The organism is Nocardia sp. BMG111209 (assembly GCF_000381925.1).
Lineage (GTDB): Bacteria > Actinomycetota > Actinomycetes > Mycobacteriales > Mycobacteriaceae > Nocardia.
The window spans coordinates 1,710,802-1,724,018 of record NZ_KB907307.1 but is presented as its reverse complement, the minus strand read 5'-3'; the positions used below and the strand labels follow the sequence as shown (position 1 = coordinate 1,724,018).

Sequence of the window (13,217 nt, the reverse complement as noted above, 5' to 3'; positions counted from 1 at the left end):
CATGGGCGGCATCGCGATCATCGGCGAGCCCGGCCGGGTGACCGGCTATGCCCTCGCCGGTGTCACCGTCCACGAGGCCGCGGATCCGGCGGCCGTGCGGCAGGCGTGGTCGGAGCTGATTCCCGGGACCGCGATGGTGATCCTCACCCCGGCCGCCGCCACCCACCTGAGTGCCGAGACCGCGAGTACGGCACTGCTGGTCGCGGTGATGCCGCAATGAGCACCGGAGAGGCCGAGGCGGCACTGATCGACCTCAGAGCTCACATCGCAGCCGACGCCGAGAACGAGGCGGAACTGACCGTGCGCGCGGCCGAAGCCGACGCGCTCGCGGAACAGCAACGAGCCGAGGCCGACGCGGCCGCGATCACCGGTCGCGCGGTCGCACTCGGTCGCCGGCGCGCAGAAGCCATGGTGACAGCGACCGAACATCGTGCGGCGCGGCAGCGACGCGCGGCGATACTCGCGGCCCGGCGCGCGGCCGACGACGGATTCCGTGCCGCCTCGACCGCGGCGGTGCTGGGTCTGGCCGACGAATCCGGCTATCCGGCGGTACTGGAAGCGCTGCGCGCCACCGCATTCGCGGTGCTGGGACCGGAGGCGGACGTGACGATCGATCCGGGCGGGGGCCTGATCGCCCGAGCCGGCGGACGGCTGCTGGATCTTCGGTTCGGTACCGTTGCCGCCCGCGCGATCGCCGAGACGACGGCGCAGATCGGCGAGGTACGGACATGACCGCTCCGCTGTCACGGATCCGCAGGGTGTCCGGGCCCCTGGTCGAGATCGACCGATTTCCCGGCATGGCAATGAACGATCTTGTGGCACTGGGTGATTCGAGGATCATGGCCGAGGTGGTCGGCATCGGCGCCGACCGGGTGACGGCGCAAGCCTACGAATACACCGGTGGATTGGGACCGGGTGCCGCCGTGACGCCGCTGCGGCGCCCGCTGTCGGCGCGGCTGGCGCCGGATCTGCTCGGCGGGGTTTTCGACGGCCTGCTGCGGCCGCTGACCAGCGCACCGACCTGGCTCGTTCCGGCGACGGAAATGCGAGAACCGGAGCAGCGCTGGCACTTTCGTCCTGTCGACGACGAGGGCTCGACAGTGCGGGCCGGCGCGGTCCTCGGCACAGTGCCCGGCGCCGGTCCGCTGCAATACCGGGTCCTGGTCCCACCCGCTGTGCACGGCCGGCTCGATTGGATCGCCGCCGAAGGCGAATACACAGCCGACGAGCCGGTGGCAGAGGTCGCCGGAGTCCCGGTGACGATCGCGCAGTACTGGCCGGTGCGGACCGCCCGGCCGGCTCGCCGCCGACGGCCGCCGACGGTGCCGCTCCGCACCGGTCAGCGCGCGGTGGATCTGCTGTTCCCGGTCGCGAAAGGCGCGACGGTGGCCGTGCCGGGTGGATTCGGCACCGGCAAGACGATGTTGCTGCAACAGCTCGCCAAATGGTGCGACGCGGATGTGATCGTCTACATCGGATGCGGCGAGCGCGGCAACGAGATGGCGGAGGTGGTCGCGGAATTGTTCGCGCTGACCGATCCCCGCACCAGGGGGAGGCTGGCCGACCGCACGGTGGTCATCGCCAACACCTCCAACATGCCCATGATGGCGCGTGAGGCGGGCATCTACACCGGCGTCACGGTGGCGGAGTACTTCCGGGACATGGGGTATCACAGCGTCGTGATCGCCGATTCGACCTCGCGATGGGCGGAAGCGCTGCGCGAGTTCGGTTCTCGTCTCGGAGCGTTGCCCGCCGAGGAGGGGTACCCGGCGGATCTGGCCTCGGCGCTGGCAGCGTTCTACGAGCGGGCCGCGATGGTGGACACCCTGGCCGGGCCGGTGGGGTCGGTGACGATCATCGGCGCGGTATCGCCGCCGGGTGGTGACCTCTCCGAACCGGTGACCGTCCAGACCGAACGTCTCGTCCGTTGCCGCTGGACCCTGGACCGCGATCTCGCTTATGCCCGGCATTATCCGGCGGTGTCCTGGTCGGCGTCGTTCTCCCACGATGTACAGGGGCTGAGCGCCGCGACCGGCACCGAGACGGCAGGCCGTCGCAGCCGCGTGCTGGGTCTGCTGGCGGAGGCCGATCGGCTCACCGCCCTCACCGAGCTCGTCGGAACCGGTTCGCTGCCTGCCGATCAACGGATGACACTGCTGGCGGGACGGCTGCTACGCGACGGTGTGCTGGCACAGAATGCGTTGTCGCCCAACGATGCTTATTGTTCGGAAGCGAAGTCGGACGCGATCGCCGATGCGACACTGGCCGTGATCGACTGCTGCCGCGCACTGGCGCGGTCCGGGGTCGCCCCGGAACTACTGGAGGCGATGGACTTCGGCCCGCTGATCCGCGCGCCCGAGGCCGCCGGTCCCGAGGACACTGCCGCTGTGGCCGCAATTCGCGATACCCTGCTGGCCCGTCTGGAAGAACTCGCACATCCGGCGCCGGCCGAACCGGAGGCTTTGCGGTGAACCCACGAGAATGGCTGCGCTACACGCAGATCAGTGATGTGCGGGGCCCGTTGCTGGTGGTGACCGGGGTCGAGGGCGTGGGCTGGGACGAATACGTTCACATCGAGTGCGCGGACGGCCGCCGCGCCGGCGTCGTCCTGGAGGTCTCCGGGGATGTGGCGGTGGTCGAGGTGCTGGAGGGCACGGCCGGCATCGATCCCGCCCGGACGGTCGTCGAATTCGTCGGCGCACCGTTCGAGATCCCCGTGGGCGACGGATGGCTCGGGCGAGTGTGCAACGGTCGCGGCGAGCCGTTGGACGGTGGTCCGGCGGTCACCGGGCCGAGGCGGCCGGTATCGGGTGCGCCCCTGAACCCGACCCATCGGGAGCCGCCCGCGGATCCCGTACTCACCGGCGTGTCGGTGATCGATGCCCTGACCACGCTGGTTCGGGGGCAGAAACTGCCGATCTTCTCGGTGCCGGGGTTGCCGCACCTGGAACTCGCCGGCCAGATCGCCGCCCAGGCCGAGGTGGCCGGCGAGCCGTTCTGTGTGGTGGTCGCCGCGCTCGGCCTCACCCATTCCGACGCCGACCGGCTCCGCGACACACTGGAAGAACGCAGCGCCGCAGGCGAACTCGCGCTGCTGTTGAATCTGGCCGATGATCCGGTGGTGGAGCGGCTGCTGACCCCACGGGCCGCGCTGACCATCGCCGAGGAGCTGGCCTTCGGCACCGAGGCAGGCCGGCACGTCCTGGTGGTGCTGGCCGATATGACCGACTACGCCGAGGCGTTGCGCGAGGTCTCGGCGGCTCGCAACGAAATTCCCAGTCGCCGAGCGTATCCCGGCTATCTCTACAGCGACCTGGCGTCGCTGTACGAGCGGTGCGGGCGGATACGCGGCCGATCGGGATCGGTGACGGTGCTGCCGGTGCTGACCATGCCGGGTGGGGACATCACCCACCCGGTACCCGATCTGACCGGATACATCACCGAAGGGCAGATCGTGTTGTCGGCGGAACAGCACGCCCGCGGTGTCTACCCGCCGGTCGACGTCCTGTCGTCGCTGTCCCGGCTGATGCGCCACGGCGCCGGTCCGGGGCGGACCCGCGCCGACCATCTACCGGTGGCGGCTCAACTGCTGGCCGCACTGTCCCGTGCCCGCCAGGTGCGGGACCTGGCGGAGCTGATCGGCACCGGCGCGTTGACCGATCTGGATCGTGCGCATCTGGATCTCGCCGACGCGTTCACTGCCGAACTGGTAGGTCAGGGCGCTGTCGAACGCCGCGGCCTCGACGACACGCTGGACCGGGTGTGGCGAGTCCTCGCCCGCCTGCCACGCAGCGCGCTGACCATGCTGCCGGCCGAGCTGCTCGACCGACATCTCGGTGACCCGTCGTGACCAGGTTACGAGTGCCACCGGGCCGAGCAGGGCGAGTGTGGCTGCGCGATCGGATCGAGCTCGCCGACTCCGCGCTGTCGCTGCTGGAACAGAAGCAGGCCATACTCGGCGACCGGCTGGCGGAGTTGCGCACCGAGGGTGAGCGGACCCGGGCAGACTGGGCGGCAGCTGCCGCCGCCGCCCGCATCCGGCAGACTCGGGCGGCTCTGCTCGGCGGTCAGTGGTCGTTGCTGCTCGCCGGAGCGGGGCAGTCCGCCGAACTGACCGTCGGCAGCGCCACGGTGGCCGGGGTGAGATATCCGGACGCGGTGCAGCTGTCCGTCCCGGACGATCCGTCCGGATGTGCGGCGACCGGTGCGACCACGGAAGCTGCCCGGGCCGCGACCATTGCGGCAGTCGACGCAGCCGCCCGGCACGCCGTTGCGACCGCCGCGGTACAAGCGGTCGAAGATGAACTCACGGCCACCGGGCTGCGGGTCCGGGCACTGCGGCATCGCCGCATTCCGGCACTGCATACCGCGCTGGCGGAACTGGACCTGGCCCTCGAGGAACGGGAGCGCACCGAGCGCGTGGTTCCGGGCCGCACCGATCGCCTCCTGGAACCGGGGAAGTGATCCCGGTCCACGCCGGTGCCGCAATGCCCGGTACCGGTGCCTTGTGCCTCTGTCCGAAGGTTGCGGCGGCCCGGGATCGTAGCTGTGATCGGACTGAGTTCGATCACCGATATCAGCGCATTCCTGAGCCGCGAGGTATCCGGAGCCGCGACAGTGTCGGCGCCCGTCTCCGACTGATCCGATCGACGATCGAATGTCCGGACGAGGGCGACCGCGCTGATCCGGGACTGCCGATCGTCCCTCCGCACAAGTGATTTCGGCCCTGTTTCGGCGAACACCCGCATCGCATCGTGGATCCATGACGAATGTGGAATGTGTGATCTCGGCCGACCGGCACGTGTCGGCGGCAGCGGCGGACTACGCCCGCGAGAAGATCGACGATGCCCTGCGGCACACCCCGCAGCCGGTGCTCGGTGTGTATGTCAGGTTGACCGGTCATCCCGACCCGGCGGTCGCGAAACCGGTTGTGGCGCATGTGAATGTGGACGTGGACGGTCGACCGGTCCAAGCCCGCACCGAGGCGGCGACCAGCCGGGAGGCCGTCGATCTGCTCGCCGAGCGGCTCACCGCCCGCCTGCGGCGGCTGCCCCGGCACGGAGACACCGCGCGCGGCAACCACGATCGGCACGCGGCACACGAATGGCGCCGCGACGACCCCCGGCGCGAGCCGCTGTCGTACTTCCCGCGCCCGCCGGAGCAGCGCGAGGTGTATCGCCGGGCCGCATTCGCCCCGGTCCCGCAGCTCTGCGACGAAGCGGCACAGGACATGGAAACGATGGACTACGAATTCCATCTGTTCACCGAATCCGGCAGCGGTGTCGACAGTGTGCTGTACCGCACCGACACGGGATTGCATCTCGCGCAGGCGAATCCACGCCCCGAGGCCATCGTCGCGGGTGACGTCGACTACACCCTCGACGCCGGCGCCGCGCCCGTACTGGACGAGGAGGCCGCCGTCGACCGATTGGAGTTGTCGGGCCGGTCGTTCGTCTTCTTCATCGGACCCGGCTCCGGCCGTGGCCGTCTGGTCTACCACCGGTACGACGGGCACTACGGACTGCTGACGGCCGCTGTCGCACCGGGGGCCGGCCATGTGGCGCAGCCGTAACCTTGCGGATGCCCGCCGGTGGGCCCGGACATGGGCGCTGCCGGCGCTGGTGGTGGCGCTGTTGACCGCATTGCTGGGCTCTACGTACCTGGCCTACGTGGCGGATCCGGAGCATCACCTGCACCGTTTTCCGGTTGCCCTGGTGGACTCGGATGTGGGTGCGCCCGGCGCGGCGAACGCCGGCCGAGGGATCGCCACCGCTCTGCTGCGCGAGGTACCGGCCGACGAGATCGAACTGCGTCCGATGGGCGTCGACGCCGCCGAACACGCACTGCGGCAAGGCCGGGTGTACGGAGCGATCATCATCCCCGGCGACTTCAGCCAGCGGCTGGAGATCCTGGCAGCGGCGGCCGTCGTACCCGGTGACGTGGAACAGCCGATCATCACGGTCGTCACCAATCCCCGGATGGGGCCGTACGCGACCGTCCTCGTGCAGAGCTTCGCCGAACGCGCCCTGACGGCGGTGAACGCGGACCTCGGCATCCGGCTCGGCGAGTTGATGCAAGCGCGCCTCGTTCCGCCGACCGCCACCGTGGGGGCGGCCCGGATCGTGCTGGCGAATCCGATCGACATCGTCACGGTGCCCGATCGTCCGCTGCCACACGGCCAGGGGCAGGGCCTGACGGCGTTCTTCTATGCCCTGGTGCTGGTGTTGGCCGGATTCTCCGGGGCGATGATCATTCACCTCATGGTCGACGCCGAGCTCGGGTTTGCGCCGATGGAGTACGGGCCGTGGTACCGCCTACGGCCCCGGCCGCCACGATCGCGGTTCGCCGTTCTGGCCCGGAAGTGGCTGGTGCAGCTGGCCGTGGCGCCCGTGGTATCCGCGGTACTGCTGGCCGTCTCCGCGGCCCTGGACATGCCCGACGACCGTCCGGCGGCGCTGTTCCTGTTCGGCACGCTCGCCGTCGCCGCGGTCGGGGTCACCGCATTGTCCGTGCTCGCAGCCTTCGGCACCGCGGGCCTACTGGTGAATCTGGTGGTGTTCATCGTGCTGGGCGTGCCGTCGGCCGGTGGGACCATACCGCTCGAGGCGGTACCGGCCGCGTTGTCCTGGTCGTCGAGTTTCGAGCCGCTACGGCAGGTGTACCTGGGCGTGCGGGCGATCGCCTTTTTCGACGGGCAGACCGAGGCAGGCGTCGCCCGAGGCACGTGGATGTCGCTGCTGGGTCTTGCCGTCGGCACGGTCCTCGGACTTGTGGCGGCGGGCGGCTACGACCTCCTCGGCATGGCCCGTGCCCCGGGCAAGCTCATCGCGCGTGCCCGGACCTCGCGGGGCGTTGATCGCCGCGGCCACGCTGTGTGCCGGCGTGGGACTTCGGTCCCGGTCGGCGACGACTCGTGACTCTGCCCGGCGTGCCGCGATCGGAGTGGAATCGATTCTGTCGGAATCAATCCGACGGAACCGAGTACGCAGGAGTGATCATGAGCAAGCTTCCGGCCCGCCGCCAGTCCGCGCTGCTGACGGATTTCGCCGATGTGTGGAGCGCCTTCATCCCCGGTCTGTCGCCGACGTTCGGTACGCACCTACTCCGGGTCGAGGACACCGTCGAGGACGACCGGTATGTGGTCCGTGCCGAGATCCCGGGCGTCGACCCGGCGAAGGATCTCGAGGTGTCGGTGCACGACGGCCAGCTCACCATCCGGGCCGAGCGCAGCGAGAACCGGGCGGAGAAGGGACGTTCCGAATTCAGCTACGGCTCCTTCGTGCGCACCGTCGCGCTGCCGGCCGGGGCGACGGACGAGGACGTCACCGCCGACTACACCAAAGGCATTCTCACCGTTCGCATTCCGCTGGCCGAGGCGAAGCAGCCGGTGAAGCGGGTCGAAGTCAAGTCGGGCGAGTAACCGGTCCGCATCTCGCGGGCCACGACGCGTGGATCGACCCGGTGGCGGCGCATCGACTGTGCGCCTACATCGTGTCGGAGCCGGTGTCGTGGCCCGCGCTCGCCGGTGCCGTCCGGACTCGTTCCACCTCGCGCATCGTCACCCGGATCGCTTCCGGAAGCGCCGCCGCCACCCGATCGGACAGTCCGGCACCGAGTTCGAGGGTTTGCGCCTCGACGGCGACGACCACGATTTCCCGGGGCAGCCGACCGAGGACCGCGCCCAGCGGGACCGCATCGGGAATGCCGAGCGCGTGCGAGCTGGCGGCGGTGGTCAGCCAGATCCGGCCCGGCGTGGCGGGCTCGCACAGCACCGCATCGACCACGACGGCGAGATCCGCCCCCGCCCAGGCATCCAGCAACCCGGTCGGCTCGCCGTCGCAGATCGTGGCGAGAACACCGGGCAGACAGAGCTTTTCGACGGCACGTGCCACGGCCGGACCGATTCCGTCGTCGCGGCGATAGTCGTTGCCGACGCCGACGACGACCGCGCGGGCGCCGGTCATCCGCGTTCCACGTCCAGGTGGAGGAAATGCGCCGCGCACGAGATGCACGGGTCGTAGTTGCGAATGGTGCGCTCGCACAACGCCGTGAGTGCCGCATCGTCGAGATCCAGATTGTCGGAGACGACCCGGCGCGGACCGCGGACAGGGTGGTCACCTCGACGCTGTCCACCCGAGCCGAGCTGGGAGCCGCGGCGACCAGCCTGCCGAGGAAATCGTCCACCGCGGCACCGGGTCCGGCGATCCGGATGTCGACCCGCCCGCCCGAGTTCCGCACGTCACCGGCAAGTCCCAGGTCACCGGCGAGGCGATATACGAAGGGGCGGAAGCCGACTCCTTGCACGACTCCCTCCACCACCACATGGGCACACCGCTGCTCGCCGGCGGGCTGCTCGCGGATGTGCACCCGTCTACGATGACGGCGGCCGACCATCCGGCCAAGGGCAGAAGGTCCCGATCTGGCAAGGAAGACGCTGCCCGGGCCCGCTCGGTCTCGGGCGTGCACGGACCCGGCTCGTGCTCGTCGGCAGCGCGCCTGGCTTACGTTCGAGCTCGTTCGCTCGGTGCGCAGCCTCCGACATCGAGGGCTCGGAATACGGGTCGGCCGAGGTTCGCGATGAACCAGTCGCTTGTCAGCGCGGCCACGATCTCGAGCGCGCCCGGTTCAGCGAAAAGGTGTGTGGCGTCGGGTACCACAGCAAGCTCGGTTTCGCCCGGCACGGCCTGTCGCGCATATTGATTCAGCCCGAGCACCACCGGGTCGTCGCCGCCGACGATGAACAGCGTCGGGGCATGGACGAGATCCAAGGCGGGGTCGGCGAGATCCGGGCGCCCGCCGTGCGATACCACTGCCGAGACTTCCAGTCGTGGGTCCGCCGCGGCCACCAGCGCCGCCGCGGCTGCGGTACCCGCGCCGAGATATCCGATCGGCAGATCCATCACAGAGTGCCGATTGCTCAGCCATCCAGTGGTTTCGATCAGGCGTGTGGCAAGCAGGTCGATGTCGGTGGTGTTGGCTCGGTGTATTTCCTCGGTCGGATGCAGCAGATCCAGTAGCAGCGTGCCCATCCCGGCGTCCTGCAGCGCCGCGGCGAGGCGACGGTTGCGGGGGCCGAGGCGGCCTCGTGCACTGCTGTGTGCCGAGATGACAACGCCGCGAGCGTTTTCGGGCATGGTGAGGCACCCGGCAAGTTCGACCGCACCCGCGACGATCCGGATCTCCTCGTCGCTCCGGTGCGGAGCCTCGAAGGAAACAGGTTGCGGCAGCGGCAATCCCGCGGCAACGAGGTCGAGCAGATCGGCCACCGTATCATCGGAAATGTATCGGAGGTCGCGGTAGACACGGCCGGCAGCGACGATGTCAGCCGAGGTTTCGAGGCAGATCACCAGATCTGCCTCATCTTCCATTGCCTTCGAGGCATCCCGCGCGGCCACTGGGACCGCCAGCACGACCCGGGCGGCGCCCTGCGACCGAGCAACACGACATGCGGTGCGTGCGGTGTCCCCGCCTGCGATGCCGTCGTCAACGATCACCACGGTCCGGCCCGTCAGCGGAATCCCGGCCCCACCGCGCCGAAAGTATTCCGCTGCACGAGAAAGTTGTTGACGCTCACGGTATTTCACCGCAGCGATCGCGCCCTGGTCGAGAGCAGCTTCCCGGATCACGGCATCGTCGAGGATTTGCACACCGCCCTCGCCGATCGTGCCGAACGGCAGGTCCGGCTGATAGGGCAGGCCGAGTCTGCGCACGGTGACCACATCCAGCGGGGCATGCAGCGCGGACGCCACCTCGGCAGCGACAGCTACTCCGCCGTGCGGTATCCCGAGCACGACCACGTCCTCGCCGCGCAGGAAACGTAGCCGCGACGCGAGCTGCCGGCCGGCGTCGTAGCGATCACGGAACAGCATGTGAGACTCCCTGGGAGGTTGCCGGGTAGAAATTGCACGGCATTCTCCCCGCAGCGCAGGAACTGCCGGCCGATCGCGACGAAAGCGCGCCGGCTCAGGTGGACTGCCGGGACGATTTCGACAGATCAAGCATGTACCGGGTGTCCGGCAACCACATCCGGCGAAGGTCCTCCGCCGAACTGCCGAAAGTCACGTTCCGCCGACCTCCAACCGGCTATGACCATCGCCACCACCGACGACGACGCCCAGCAGCTCCGGGAGATACTCGACCGCTTCGGTGGCGCCGCCAGATCCTCTACTGGGTTCGAACAGCATCTTTATGCCGGTTCGGGGAGCGGCGGCGCCATCGCGCCAGGCGGGACAGATCCCCGACGGCGGTGCCGGTAGCATGTGGGTTTGTATCGAGGAGAGCCGGGAAGCCTGGTCGGCGCAGCGACAATCAGCCGCGCGGAGGCCCGAAATGTCCGATATTGCTCTCGAATCCGATCGTTGGCGCGAGGCGCTGCGCACCAATCTGTGGTTCGCGCCGAGTATGGAAGTACTGGCCGCGGTCGCATTGTTCGTGGTGACCTATGTGCTCGACCGGGCGGTGTACCGGCACGGGTTCGCGCTTCCGTCCTGGGTCATCGGCGGCACTCCGGATGCGGCCCGGCAGGTGCTGACCGCGAGTGCGGCGGCGATCATCACGGTGGTGGGGGTGGTCTTCTCGATCACGATCGTCGCGCTGACGCTCGCGTCCACGCAGTTCGGTCCGCGGATGTTGCGGAATTTCATCCGGGATCGCGGCACTCAGCTCACCCTGGGCACCTTCGTCGGGACCTTCGTCTACGCGATCCTGACGCTGGTGTCCATCGGCGCGGATTTCGTGCCGCACATCTCGACCACGGTGTCGATCGTGTCACTGGTCGCGGACTTGGCGGTGCTGATCTATTTCATCAATCACATCGCGACGGCGATCCAGCTGCCCCACGTCATCGCCGGTATCGCGGGCGAGGTCTCCGCGGCCATAGACGCGAACCGGGAGCCGGTCCCGCCCGTGCCGCCGCGCGGCCCGTCCATGGACGAGTTGACGGTCCGTCTGGCGGAGTCCGGCGGCCCGGTCCACGTCGCGGGCAGCGGTTATCTGCAATACATCCGGTACGAGCGGTTGATCCGGTTCGCGACTGCGGCCGACGCGGTCATCCATCTGCCCTACCGTCCCGGTCATTTCCTCACCGAGGGGCAGATCGTGGCGACGGTGTGGCCGGCCGGGGCCGCGGCGCGGATCACCGCGGATTTCGCGCGTGGCCATGTCGTGGGGCCGATGCGCACGCTCACCCAGGACATCTCCTTCGGTATCGACCAGATCGTGGAGATCGCCCTGCGCGCGCTGTCCCCGGCCGTCAACGACACGTTCACTGCGCTGACCTGCATCGACTGGTTGGGTGACGCGCTCGCGCGGATCACCGTTTCGTGGGACCCCAGTCCGGTGCGCCGCGACGGCGACGGTTACATCCGGGTCATCGCCGCGCAGGCGAGCTACGAGCGCCTGGTGCAGCGCGCGTTCGAGAAGATCCGCCAGGCCGGGCGGGGTATGCCGGCGATCATGATCCGGCAGCTCGACGCGCTCACCGAGATAGCCAGTCGCACAGTGCATCCCGAACGGCTGCGGCTGCTGCTCGAACAGGCCGACATGATCGGGCGGGCCGCGCGGGAGTCGATATCCGAGGAGGCGGATCTCGACGACGTCCTGCGCCGCTATCGGATGCTGACGAGTGCGCTCGACAGTCCGATAGCGAAAGTATTTCCCGCTCCCGGCGCTAGGAGAACGTAAACACCCTGTCGATGTGCGAGCAGTGCTGCTGATGTCGCAGCTGGGGATGCCGCTGGTGCGGCCGGGGCCGAGTCCGGCGCGGCGGCAGGTGCTGTCGCGGCGGATCCGCTGGTTCGTGGCCGCGACGATCGGCTACAACGTGATCGAGGCGATCATCGCGCTGACCGAGGGCACCCGGGTGTCGTCGACCGCGCTGGTCGGGTTCGGTGTGGATTCGGTGATCGAGGTGTCCTCGGCGGCGGCGGTGGCCTGGCAGTTCGCCGGCCGCGATCCCGAGGCCCGGGAGAAGGTCGCGCTGCGGGTCATCGCGTTCTCGTTCTTCGCGCTGGCCGCCTACGTCACCATCGACGCGATCCGGGGCCTGGTCGGCCTCGGTGAAGCGCGGCATTCGCCGGTGGGGATCGGGTCGGCCGCAATCAGTCTGGTGACAATGCCGGTGTTGTCGGCCGCGCAGCGGCGCGCGGGGCGTGAACTCGGCTCCGCGTCCGCGGTCGCGGATTCCGAGCAGACCCGGTTGTGCACCTACCTGTCGGCGGTACTACTGGCCGGGCTGCTGCTCGACAGCCTGTTCGGCTGGTCGTGGGCCGACCCGATCGCCGCCCTCGCCATCGCCGGGATCGCGGTGACCGAAGGTGTGAACGCCTGGAAGGGCGAAACCTGCTGCGCTACACCACCTCCGGGTTCCGCACCGGCCGCGCGGTCAGGGCACGACTGCTCCTGCTGCGACGACCGACTTCGGTGCTGTCACCGATCTCGGTCAGGTATGCCACTACCCTTCCCGGGCGGACGCCTGGTAGATCTCCGCGTAGGTGCGCGAGTCCTTGATCAGGTCGTCGCAGAAGGCGGCGATATCGGGGCCCAGGAGTTCCAGGGCCGGTTTACCGTTGGCGGCACCCTCCTCGAAGAAATCGACGATCTCCGCGAGCAGGCGCCCGTCGGACAGGTCGACCGGTCCGACTTTGAACAGGTACTTCTGAATCTCCTGGTAGACGATCCGGTAGTCCGGCGGGAGCGCCTTGACCCGGGCCGTGTGCGCCCGCCACTGCCTCTTGCCCTCGATGATGTCGCGGATACTCATGTCAGCCTCCCAGCCTGCTCAATTTTCGTGCGACGTTCCGGTTCAACTGCTCGCGCCACCGATCGCGATAATCCCGGGCCCCCGCGCCACCGGCCAGCGCCGTGCAAAAGCCCGCGATGTCGTCGCCGAGCACCTCGTGGATGCTCTGCCCGTCCGTGGCCGCTTCCTCGAGCAGCCCCAGGGCGCTGTCGAGGATCGGCATCAACTCCCGGCCCGTGAAGCCCGAGTAGGGGAACAGGTGACCCTTCATCTGTTCCCACGCCGCTCGATAGTCGGCGGGCAATTCTTCGGCCCGCGCTTCGAACGCTTTCCATTCCCTGGTCAGATCACTACCGGTGACCGTCTCCCAGAAATTCATCTCCCGCCCTCCTCGAGCTGGTCGATCCGTGCGGAGAGGTACCAGCCCTCGAAAGTGCCTTTCAGCGTCTCCGTCGGGTCGTCCATCCGGGTACCTCCC

13 protein-coding genes and 3 pseudogenes are annotated in these 13,217 nt (G+C 69.0%); 10 read left to right on the top strand and 6 right to left on the bottom strand.

The features are described 5' to 3' along the window. Window position 1 precedes the first annotated feature (1 nt). The 8 genes from G361_RS0107840 (at window position 2) to G361_RS0107800 (ending at window position 7,420) form a co-directional block, all read left to right on the top strand. Window positions 2-220, top strand: coding sequence for a V-type ATP synthase subunit F (locus G361_RS0107840; protein ID WP_019926515.1), 219 nt, complete (start codon window positions 2-4; stop codon window positions 218-220). After that, window positions 217-732: a hypothetical protein gene (locus G361_RS0107835; protein ID WP_019926514.1), complete on the top strand. Its 516-nt coding sequence runs from the start codon at window positions 217-219 to the stop codon at window positions 730-732. The genes G361_RS0107840 and G361_RS0107835 overlap by 4 nt, the downstream gene beginning before the upstream one ends. Next, window positions 729-2,471 (top strand): V-type ATP synthase subunit A, encoded by a 1,743-nt coding sequence (locus G361_RS0107830; protein ID WP_019926513.1) that lies wholly within the window; start codon window positions 729-731, stop codon window positions 2,469-2,471. Before G361_RS0107835 ends, G361_RS0107830 begins: the two co-directional genes overlap by 4 nt. Then, on the top strand, window positions 2,468-3,850 hold the full coding sequence (locus tag G361_RS0107825; protein ID WP_019926512.1) for a V-type ATP synthase subunit B: 1,383 nt from the start codon (window positions 2,468-2,470) through the stop codon (window positions 3,848-3,850). The genes G361_RS0107830 and G361_RS0107825 overlap by 4 nt, the downstream gene beginning before the upstream one ends. After that, complete coding sequence (locus tag G361_RS42705) at window positions 3,847-4,464, top strand: V-type ATP synthase subunit D (RefSeq protein ID WP_063711804.1); 618 nt, start codon at window positions 3,847-3,849, stop codon at window positions 4,462-4,464. The genes G361_RS0107825 and G361_RS42705 overlap by 4 nt, the downstream gene beginning before the upstream one ends. Before the next feature lie 298 nt (window positions 4,465-4,762). Beyond that, window positions 4,763-5,572, top strand: a complete 810-nt coding sequence (locus G361_RS42700; protein WP_019926509.1) for an HPF/RaiA family ribosome-associated protein — start codon at window positions 4,763-4,765, stop codon at window positions 5,570-5,572. Next, window positions 5,556-6,917 (top strand): YhgE/Pip domain-containing protein, encoded by a 1,362-nt coding sequence (locus G361_RS0107805; RefSeq protein WP_019926508.1) that lies wholly within the window; start codon window positions 5,556-5,558, stop codon window positions 6,915-6,917. Before G361_RS42700 ends, G361_RS0107805 begins: the two co-directional genes overlap by 17 nt. Window positions 6,918-6,997: 80 nt before the next feature. After that, a complete protein-coding gene (locus tag G361_RS0107800; RefSeq protein ID WP_026342805.1) occupies window positions 6,998-7,420 on the top strand; it encodes an Hsp20/alpha crystallin family protein in 423 nt (140 codons plus the stop codon). Window positions 7,421-7,484: 64 nt separating this feature from the next. Here the strand turns inward: G361_RS0107800 and G361_RS42695 are convergent, their stop codons facing one another. From G361_RS42695 to G361_RS42690, 4 genes and pseudogenes are all read right to left on the bottom strand, one after another. Beyond that, window positions 7,485-7,964: a hydrogenase maturation protease gene (locus G361_RS42695; RefSeq protein ID WP_019926506.1), complete on the bottom strand. Its 480-nt coding sequence runs from the start codon at window positions 7,962-7,964 to the stop codon at window positions 7,485-7,487. Then, window positions 7,961-8,092, bottom strand: a pseudogene (locus G361_RS50755) (Ni/Fe hydrogenase subunit alpha); the annotation flags it as partial. The pseudogene G361_RS50755 and the gene G361_RS42695, both read right to left, overlap by 4 nt. Before the next feature lie 23 nt (window positions 8,093-8,115). Then, a pseudogene (locus tag G361_RS48120) lies at window positions 8,116-8,394 on the bottom strand (acylphosphatase); the annotation flags it as partial. A gap of 107 nt (window positions 8,395-8,501) precedes the next feature. After that, window positions 8,502-9,869: a phosphoribosyltransferase family protein gene (locus G361_RS42690; RefSeq protein ID WP_019926505.1), complete on the bottom strand. Its 1,368-nt coding sequence runs from the start codon at window positions 9,867-9,869 to the stop codon at window positions 8,502-8,504. A 460-nt stretch (window positions 9,870-10,329) separates the two neighbouring features. Here G361_RS42690 and G361_RS0107785 point away from each other — a divergent pair, with 460 nt between their 5' ends. Next, on the top strand, window positions 10,330-11,682 hold the full coding sequence (locus G361_RS0107785; protein WP_019926504.1) for a DUF2254 domain-containing protein: 1,353 nt from the start codon (window positions 10,330-10,332) through the stop codon (window positions 11,680-11,682). A 31-nt stretch (window positions 11,683-11,713) separates the two neighbouring features. Next, window positions 11,714-12,409 (top strand): annotated as a pseudogene (locus tag G361_RS48115) (cation transporter); the annotation flags it as partial. A gap of 42 nt (window positions 12,410-12,451) precedes the next feature. On the opposite strand, the gene G361_RS0107765 reads toward G361_RS48115, so the two are convergent. Together G361_RS0107765 and G361_RS0107760 are read right to left on the bottom strand one after the other, a co-directional pair. Then, window positions 12,452-12,760 carry a DUF1048 domain-containing protein gene (locus G361_RS0107765; protein WP_019926502.1) on the bottom strand — a complete coding sequence of 103 codons (309 nt, stop codon included), beginning with the start codon at window positions 12,758-12,760 and terminating at the stop codon, window positions 12,452-12,454. 1 nt (window position 12,761) lies between these two features. Then, window positions 12,762-13,118 (bottom strand): DUF1048 domain-containing protein, encoded by a 357-nt coding sequence (locus G361_RS0107760; protein WP_019926501.1) that lies wholly within the window; start codon window positions 13,116-13,118, stop codon window positions 12,762-12,764. Between the last annotated feature and the right edge of the window lie 99 nt (window positions 13,119-13,217).

Coding starts and splice junctions, on each gene's coding strand:
- G361_RS0107760 (WP_019926501.1), bottom strand. CDS start 13,118: ATGAATTTCTGGGAGACGGTCACCGGTAGTGATCTGACCAGGGAATGG.
- G361_RS0107805 (WP_019926508.1), top strand. CDS start 5,556: ATGTGGCGCAGCCGTAACCTTGCGGATGCCCGCCGGTGGGCCCGGACA.
- G361_RS42700 (WP_019926509.1), top strand. CDS start 4,763: ATGACGAATGTGGAATGTGTGATCTCGGCCGACCGGCACGTGTCGGCG.
- G361_RS0107785 (WP_019926504.1), top strand. CDS start 10,330: ATGTCCGATATTGCTCTCGAATCCGATCGTTGGCGCGAGGCGCTGCGC.
- G361_RS0107765 (WP_019926502.1), bottom strand. CDS start 12,760: ATGAGTATCCGCGACATCATCGAGGGCAAGAGGCAGTGGCGGGCGCAC.
- G361_RS0107835 (WP_019926514.1), top strand. CDS start 217: ATGAGCACCGGAGAGGCCGAGGCGGCACTGATCGACCTCAGAGCTCAC.
- G361_RS0107840 (WP_019926515.1), top strand. CDS start 2: ATGGGCGGCATCGCGATCATCGGCGAGCCCGGCCGGGTGACCGGCTAT.
- G361_RS0107830 (WP_019926513.1), top strand. CDS start 729: ATGACCGCTCCGCTGTCACGGATCCGCAGGGTGTCCGGGCCCCTGGTC.
- G361_RS42695 (WP_019926506.1), bottom strand. CDS start 7,964: ATGACCGGCGCCCGCGCGGTCGTCGTCGGCGTCGGCAACGACTATCGC.
- G361_RS42690 (WP_019926505.1), bottom strand. CDS start 9,869: ATGCTGTTCCGTGATCGCTACGACGCCGGCCGGCAGCTCGCGTCGCGG.
- G361_RS0107800 (WP_026342805.1), top strand. CDS start 6,998: ATGAGCAAGCTTCCGGCCCGCCGCCAGTCCGCGCTGCTGACGGATTTC.